This window comes from Marinobacterium alkalitolerans (assembly GCF_017776525.1).
GTDB classification, from domain to species: Bacteria; Pseudomonadota; Gammaproteobacteria; order Pseudomonadales; family Balneatricaceae; genus Marinobacterium; species Marinobacterium alkalitolerans.
The window spans coordinates 1-7,053 of sequence record NZ_JACVEW010000042.1; the positions used below are offsets into that span (position 1 = coordinate 1).

Here is a 7,053-nt window from a genome sequence, read left to right on the forward strand (position 1 = left end):
TTGGTCGCACTCTCATTTTACTCACTTGGATTCAGGCTTTCTCATTTGCTGCCATTTATGGGACAGCAGTGGCCTGAGGGCGCCTTTTTTTGTGAGCGGGTGCGTGTGCAGAGCGCTCGTACCAAGCCGCTCCGCAACCGAGTGGCTCAGCTTTCCAGCTTCCACCTCAGGGTTTCGCCGGCGCGCAGCGGCACGATAATGTCGTTGCCAAAGGGCATCTCGGCGGGGACCTGCCATGCTTCCTTGATCAGTGTAATGGTGTCCGTATTGCGCGGAACGCCATAAAAATCGGCGCCGTGGTGGCTGGCAAATCCTTCCAGCTTGTCCAGCACACCCAGGTCTTCAAATATCTCGGCATAAAGCTCAATGGCGGCATAGGCACTGTAACAGCCCGCACAGCCACAGGCGTTCTCCTTTGCGCCTTTTGCGTGCGGCGCTGAATCGGTGCCGAGGAAGAACTTTTTGCTGCCGCTGACAACGGCATCCTGCAGTGCCTGCTGGTGCACGTTGCGTTTCAGAATCGGCAGGCAGAACAGGTGAGGGCGGATGCCGCCTACCAGCATGTGGTTGCGGTTGTAGGCCAGGTGCTGAACGGTGATGGTGGCACCCACGTTGTCGCCATGCGCATTGACGAACTCGGCCGCATCCCTGGTAGTGATATGTTCGACCACCAGTTTCATGCTCGGGTGGCGACTGGCCAGCGGGGTCAGAATTTCATCCAGAAACTGCTTTTCGCGGTCGAAGATATCCACATGGTTGTGGGTCACTTCACCGTGGACCAGCAGTGGCATGCCGGCTTCTTCGAGCGCTTCGCAGATGGCGTCCAGCTTGCCGAGGTCCGTGACACCCGAGTCGGAGTTGGTGGTGGCACCGGCCGGGTACAGCTTCACGGCAGCCACTTTCCCGGTCGCCTTGGCAGCCGCAATCATCTCCGGCGTGGTGTTGTCCGTCAGGTAGAGTGTCATGAGCGGATCGAAGTCACATCCCTCCGGCACCTGAGCAAGGATGCGCTCACGGTAGGCCAGTGCCTGCTCGGCATCGGTGACGGGCGGCTTCAGGTTCGGCATCACGATGGCTCGGTGCATCTGCCGAGCCGTGGCGGGAACAACATGCTGCAACACGTCACCGTCACGCAGGTGCAGGTGCCAGTCATCGGGGCGGGTAAGGGTCAGACGATCAGTCATGAAAAGATCCTGTACGTTAAGGGGTTCGGGCCTCTGCGTAGATCACGTCCAAGGCCGGAAAATTCATTTTACACTCAGGCCTTGGAGGAATGCGCTCAGTTCCTCTGATGTCTCCGGGTGCTTAAGCCCGAAGGCGACATTGGCTTTCAACAGGCCGGCCTTGTTGCCGCAGTCATACAGGTCGCCGCCCATTGTGAACGCATCCAGTGCGCCGCCTTCATCCAGCAGCGTTTTGATGGCATCTGTCAGCTGGATTTCATTGCCGGCCCCCGGGGGAGTGGACTGGAGCAGCTGCATGATTTTGCCGGGCAGGATGTAACGACCCACGATGGCCAGATTGGAAGGCGCTTCTGCAAGGGGCGGCTTTTCGACCACGTCCTGCATCGGTGCATGCTCGCGTACTGCCGGTGTCTGGCCGCCACAGTCGACAATGCCGTAGCGCTCAACCTGGTCGGCAGGCACCTGTTCGACCATTACCTGGCCACGGCCATGCTGGCGGTAGGCATCGACCATCGCGGCAAAGTCACGAGTGTCATCACTGTTATCGATCAACATGTCCGGCAGCATCACGGCGAAGTCGTCCGCTCCGGTCAGTTCAGCGGCACAGAGCACCGCATGCCCCAGCCCCCTGGCTTCGTCCTGACGGACCGAGATCAGCTGTACTCCCCTGGGCAGCATGTCCTTGATGGACGCGAGCAGCTTGTCCTTGCCCTTGGCTTCCAGTACCTGCTCAAGCTCGGCATTGCGGTCAAAATGATCTTCCAGTGCCGATTTGCCACTGCGGGTAACCAGGATGATCTGGGTCATGCCTGCGGCGATGGCTTCCTCAACCACATGCTGGATCACCGGCTTGTCGACGACTGTCAGCATCTCTTTGGGAATGGATTTGCTGGCAGGGAGTACCCGGGTACCCAGTCCTGCAACCGGAATGACAACTTTGTTGAGCATGACTCAATCCTTCAGGGGTTATGAAAAGTCCAAGGAGGTCGGATCTGGCCGCTGATACTATCAGTTATTGCTGTCTGTTTGTTCGCCTTGATGCTCGGCCTGCTGTTCCCGCAGGCGTTTCTGCTCAGCGTTCCAGGCATGCATCTCTTCGTAGTAGGTGTCCCAGACACAGGGCTCACAGCCGCATTCGCAACATTCGCCATCTGCCGGGGGGATGGGTTTTTCCATGGGTCTCACGCTGTTTGTGTATTCAAGAGGCTATTTTAAAGGCTTGTCCGGTGACTGGCTATCGACCCTTTGTTTGATCATGTCAGCCAGTTTTTTTATACCCGGTCGTGCCAGCTCGCCGTCGGTCATGATCAGGTAGAGTTCATGCCAGCGCTCCGCGCCGTTCTGGAGGGGAAGGGGTTTCAGCAGGCCCTGATCCAGCAGGTCGCGGGCACGGGTTTCGGGGTACCAGGCGTATCCGACGCCCTTGCAGGCGGCCATCAGTGAGGCGTCCAGGTTGCCCAGCGTCCAGCGCTGGTCGGCACCCAGCCAGCCGGAATCAACGCTTCGGCTGCCCGAATCACGCACAACAAGCTGGCGGTGGCGCGTCAGGTCATCCAGCGTCAGAGTGCGCCCCAGTGTGTTCAGGGGGTGGTCAGGGCTGGCGCAGGCAATGAAGCGAACGCTCATCAGGGCTTCCCCCAGAAAGCCCGGCGGCACCCGTCCACTGATGGACAGGTCGACCTGGCGTTTCAGTACCGCCTCGTCACTGCCGCTCAGAACCGTTTCGAGCAGTTCAATCCGGGTGTGGGGGTGTTCATCGGCATAGCCTGCGAGGATATCGAGCATCCACTCACGCGGAAAAATGGTATCCATGGCAAGGCTGATATGGGCGTCGTACCCCTGACCAAACTGGCGGGCCAGCTCCTCGGTTTGCCGCGCCTGCTCAACCAGTTTGCGAGCATGCCGGCACAAGGCCTCTCCCGGTTCTGTCAGCACCGCCCGGCGGCCCTCCAGACGGAAAACACGAATATTCAGGCCGGTTTCCAGTCGCTGCACCGCGTAACTGACAGCCGACTGACTTTTACCCAGTTGCTCGGCAGCCTTGGCATAGCCGCCAGCATCAACAACGGCCAGAAGAGCCTGCCACTGCTCAAGCGTTACCTGCATGTTATCCTCACGGCGATTGAACGGGTCGCAAAACAGATATGATGGAAGGATACCTGAGACGCCATGAAAAACTAAGCAGAACGGCTCGGGGGAGTGACACCTGGTCTGAGAGGTGAGGGTGTTTGGAGCGGGAAACGAACTCGATCCGGCCGGCGTTCCGGTCGCGGCCCCAACCAATACAGCAGGTCGCTTTTATAGAATCAAACAAAGCTTGAGCATGTAATGAGGGAGAGTGGAGCGGGAAACGAACTCGATCCGGCCGGCGCCCCGGTCGCGACCCCAGCCAATACAGTGGGTCGCTTTTATAGAATCAAACAAAGCTTGAGCATGTAATGAGGGGGGGGATTGGAGCGGGAAACGAGACTCGAACTCGCGACCCCAACCTTGGCAAGGTTGTGCTCTACCAACTGAGCTATTCCCGCAATGGCGTCCCATAGGGGGTTCGAACCCCTGTTACCGCCGTGAAAGGGCGGTGTCCTGGGCCACTAGACGAATGGGACTCCGCATCTGCTCACCGATTGGCGAGCGGATCGAATATTAAAGTCAGGTTTTGTGGCGGTCAAGCACTTTTCAGCGGTTTTTTGTTATAGAATCAAGGGCTTCGGGCCTATAAACAGTGTGAATGTATGACTCCTACCGAAACCGGTTTTCTGATTATCGGCGTCATTGTGGTGATGGCCATGATTGCGTTCACCATTCAAAGCATTGAAAACCAGCGCCGTGAACGACGAATGCGCCTGTTATTGCTCAAGGACCAGATCCGCAGGGCGGATCATCTGCTGCGCTCTTTGCCAGAGCATTACATCACCCGTGAGATCCGTGATCTGCTGGTGCGCTACCTTATGCAGCGCTGGAAGCTCACGCTGGAACTGGAACGTACGGACGACAATCTGAAACGGTTGCAGGAGGTGGAGTCAGTCGCGTCTCAACCAATCCCGGTGGTTGAACACCCCGCAGGCAGTATGACGCTGCATACGGATCGCAACCATGCCTCGCGAACGGCATCGCTGCTGCGTGAACTCTTTCAGTTTCTCAGTGAAGTGAAACAGCAGGGGCTCTTCAAACCCTCTGATATTGATACCGTCACCTACCAGGTCAAGGAAGCCTACACACGGACTCGCATTGATGTTGAGCTGATGGATACCTATGAGGCTGAACAGGCGCGTGGTGCAGCGGCGGCGCTGCCGCGTTTCCGCACGGCCATGGCGAAGTTGCAGAGCCTGAACAGTACCCAGCAACTTGACCGTCAGATGTATGAAATCGGGACTCACATCGATGAACTGGAAGTGATCGTAAAGCGAGAGCGACTGGAAAAAGAGGAAGAAGAGCGGCGTCGCCGGGAGGAGGAACAGGCGAAGGAAGACAAGTTCCGGCCCAAGCCATTTACGGATTACCGGTAACCTTAGTGTAATAAAGGTTTATCAATTCGCGTTTAGCCCCTACAATCCGCACTGCTTTGTGGCCCCCCCAAGCCGCACATGATGTGTGTACCCGAACGCGAGAGACGTTGTGCCCCCCACTACTCAGGCTCTGGATACGGCAGAGCAACTTCATTTCATGCAGGCCAGTCTGGACCACTTGTCCGACCTGGTTGTCGTGACCGATGCCACCCTCGAAAACGGTGGCCCCTTCATTGTTTATGTGAACCAGGCCGTACTGAACCGGACCGGTTACGCCCGAGAACAGTTAATAGGAAAAAGTCCCAGACTGTTTCAGGGCGCAGAGACTGACCGTGAGGCAACCGGTCGCATCGCCCGTGCGCTGCTGCACTCAGAGGAAGTCTGTGAGGAGCTGGTCAACTATACGGCTCAGGGTGAGCGCTACTGGGTGGAAATACGGATTCGCCCTCTGCTGAACGAGCAGGGTGTCCCCATCTACTTTGTAAGCACCCAGCGTGACGTGACCGAGCGCAAGCGGATCGAATCGGATCTGGTGCTGTTTCGGCACGCCATTGATCAGAGCCCATCCAGTGTCATCATCACCAACCTGGAAGGTGAGATCACCTATGTAAACGGTGGGTTTGAAGCCAATTCCGGTTACAGCCGCGAGGAAGTGCTGGGCCGGCGTCCGGGGTTTCGTGCCTGGGCTCCCAAAACAGAAGCTGAAAAGCACGCGTTCTGGTCAACGCTCGAGCGGGGAGAGGCCTGGCGTGGCGAATTTGTAAACCGACACAAGCAGGGGCGCAAAATGGTCAAGCGCGCCGTGGTTTCACCGGTGCGCAACAATCAGGGAGAGGTCAGTCACTACCTGTCGGTGGAGCAGGATGTAACGGCTGAAAAAGATGCTCAGCAGCGCCTTGAATACCTGGCTTATCACGACCCTCAAAGTGGACTGCCTAACCGTCGGCGCTTGCAGGAAACGATAGAGAGCTGTCTGGCTGAACCTGATGCCGATGGTTACATTCTGGTGCTGTTTGGCCTGGATGATTTCAACCGTATTCACGATGCCTACGGACATGCGTTCGGAGACAGGCTGCTGCATCAGGTCGGGCGCCGTCTTGGCAGGTTGTTGGGCGAGCGGCATGAGGTTCTGGCGCATGTGGGCTGGGAAGAGTTCGGGATGCTGCTGCGCACGGGACGGGTCGATGACTCGGCCATACTGTCGCGCCTGACGGTGTTCTGTGAGCAGTTGGCAGATACGGTGCGCAGCTTCGGCGGGAGCCTAGCACTGACGGCAAGCGCGGGGATTGCTCGGGTCGGTGTGCACGGAGATGACTTCGAAACCCTGCGAAGAAGTGCCGATATGGCCCTCAACCGTGCCCGTGAACTGGGAGGGAGTCGAGTTGAATTCTATTTACCCGAGTTGGGCCAGCAGGCGCGCAGACGGGTAGAACTTGAAGCTGCGCTGCGGGATGCAGTGCTGCGAGATGAGCTGTCTCTGGCCATACAGTCGCAATTCAGTCCGGATGGTGCGGTCAGGAGTGGCGAAGTACTGGTGCGCTGGCTGAACGGCCCGCAAGGGCGCCCGGTCTCACCCGGGGAGTTTATCCCGGTTGCCGAGTCTTCGGGGCTGATCAAACCGCTGACGCTGCAGGTACTCAGTCAATCTCTGCAGATACTGAAAGAGCTGGCCCGGCATGGCGTTCAGTGTCCGCTGTCGGTCAACTTCAGCTCAATACTGTTCCATGATGACGCCTTTATCGATGGGGTTATTGAGCTGATTGGCGAATCAGGCGTCGCGCCCACTTCATTGGTGATTGAGATTACCGAAAGTCTCTTTATCGATAATCATGCAGGTTTGCTGGATAACATCGCACGCTTGTCGTTCTTTGGCATCCGCTTCTCGCTGGATGATTTTGGTACCGGGTATTCCAACCTGGCCTATCTTAAAAAGCTGCACCTGAGTGAGCTGAAAATCGATAAGCGGTTTGTTGATAACCTGCCGCGGGACGACGATAACCGAACCATTGTGCGCTCGATTCTTTCCATTGCACGTCAGCTGAGGCTGAAGGTGGTGGCAGAGGGCGTTGAAATGGCGGCACAGGCTGACTTTCTCGCGGCGCATGGATGTGATCTTTTGCAGGGGTACTTGCTGCACAAGCCGGAGCCTGCCGCTGCCTGGCTGGCCCGCGTGATGAAAAACACGCAACACCATGTAAAAAAAGCACAAAAAGGGGTTGCATCAAAAAACTCCGGTGCGTACTATATGCGCCTCCTCGATGAGGAACGCGAAAGCGATTAAGGTGTGTCCCGTTCGTCTAGTGGTCTAGGACACCGCCCTTTCACGGCGGTAACAGGGGTTCGAACCCCCTACGGGATGCCAT

The 7,053-nt window shown here is 57.4% G+C and carries 6 protein-coding genes and 3 tRNA genes; 3 read left to right on the forward strand and 6 right to left on the reverse strand.

Annotated elements, in window-relative coordinates; translation table 11 throughout:
- Positions 1-146 precede the first annotated feature (146 nt).
- The 6 genes from pyrC to H9C73_RS15870 all read right to left on the reverse strand — a co-directional run bounded on the left by pyrC (position 147) and on the right by H9C73_RS15870 (position 3,790).
- Entirely contained in the window at positions 147-1,184 is a 1,038-nt protein-coding gene (gene pyrC / locus H9C73_RS15845; protein WP_209288875.1) for a dihydroorotase, read from the reverse strand.
- 63 nt (positions 1,185-1,247) lie between these two features.
- Positions 1,248-2,132 (reverse strand): UTP--glucose-1-phosphate uridylyltransferase, encoded by an 885-nt coding sequence (locus tag H9C73_RS15850; protein WP_209288876.1) that lies wholly within the window; start codon positions 2,130-2,132, stop codon positions 1,248-1,250.
- A gap of 60 nt (positions 2,133-2,192) precedes the next feature.
- Positions 2,193-2,360 (reverse strand): oxidoreductase-like domain-containing protein, encoded by a 168-nt coding sequence (locus H9C73_RS15855; RefSeq protein ID WP_209288877.1) that lies wholly within the window; start codon positions 2,358-2,360, stop codon positions 2,193-2,195.
- A 30-nt stretch (positions 2,361-2,390) separates the two neighbouring features.
- Positions 2,391-3,290, reverse strand: a complete 900-nt coding sequence (locus H9C73_RS15860) for a LysR family transcriptional regulator (protein WP_209288878.1) — start codon at positions 3,288-3,290, stop codon at positions 2,391-2,393.
- Between the two features lie 346 nt (positions 3,291-3,636).
- Positions 3,637-3,712, reverse strand: a tRNA-Gly gene (locus tag H9C73_RS15865).
- A gap of 2 nt (positions 3,713-3,714) precedes the next feature.
- Positions 3,715-3,790: transfer RNA gene (locus H9C73_RS15870), tRNA-Glu, on the reverse strand.
- 126 nt (positions 3,791-3,916) lie between these two features.
- Between H9C73_RS15870 and H9C73_RS15875 the strand changes: the two genes are divergently transcribed.
- The 3 genes from H9C73_RS15875 to H9C73_RS15885 all read left to right on the forward strand — a co-directional run bounded on the left by H9C73_RS15875 (position 3,917) and on the right by H9C73_RS15885 (position 7,052).
- Positions 3,917-4,690: a hypothetical protein gene (locus H9C73_RS15875; RefSeq protein ID WP_209288879.1), complete on the forward strand. Its 774-nt coding sequence runs from the start codon at positions 3,917-3,919 to the stop codon at positions 4,688-4,690.
- 109 nt (positions 4,691-4,799) lie between these two features.
- A complete protein-coding gene (locus H9C73_RS15880) occupies positions 4,800-6,971 on the forward strand; it encodes a putative bifunctional diguanylate cyclase/phosphodiesterase (RefSeq protein WP_209288880.1) in 2,172 nt (723 codons plus the stop codon).
- A 5-nt stretch (positions 6,972-6,976) separates the two neighbouring features.
- A tRNA-Glu gene (locus H9C73_RS15885) sits at positions 6,977-7,052 on the forward strand.
- Position 7,053: the final 1 nt, after the last annotated feature.